This window comes from Corynebacterium sp. MSK297, assembly GCF_030232885.1.
In the GTDB taxonomy this organism is placed as follows: Bacteria; Actinomycetota; Actinomycetes; order Mycobacteriales; family Mycobacteriaceae; genus Corynebacterium.
On sequence record NZ_JASPGD010000040.1, the window covers coordinates 1 to 246 of the forward strand.

The window sequence follows — 246 nt, forward strand, 5'->3', positions numbered from 1 at the left end:
GTCAGAGCATGCCGGCTATACGCGAAAGCAAGACCCTGCTGCGTCAAAGAAGCGTCTGATCCTTGAAAAATTGGCGGGTATTTCTGGCGTGAAATATGAACACCGAACTTCACGTGCGGGTGATCCTCACGTCCATTCCCACGTGTTGTTGGCGAATAAGCAGTTGTGCCAGGACGGCAAGGTTCGCACTCTGGATGGGGTTAGTTTGTATCACGAAGCGCGTGCGGCAGGCATGGTGTATCAGGC

At 53.7% G+C, this 246-nt stretch carries 1 protein-coding gene; it reads left to right on the forward strand.

Annotated elements, in window-relative coordinates; all coding sequences use genetic code 11:
• Positions 1 to 246, forward strand: a 246-nt coding sequence (locus tag QP888_RS11035) for a relaxase domain-containing protein (protein WP_284813600.1), incomplete at both ends; no start/stop codon positions are given.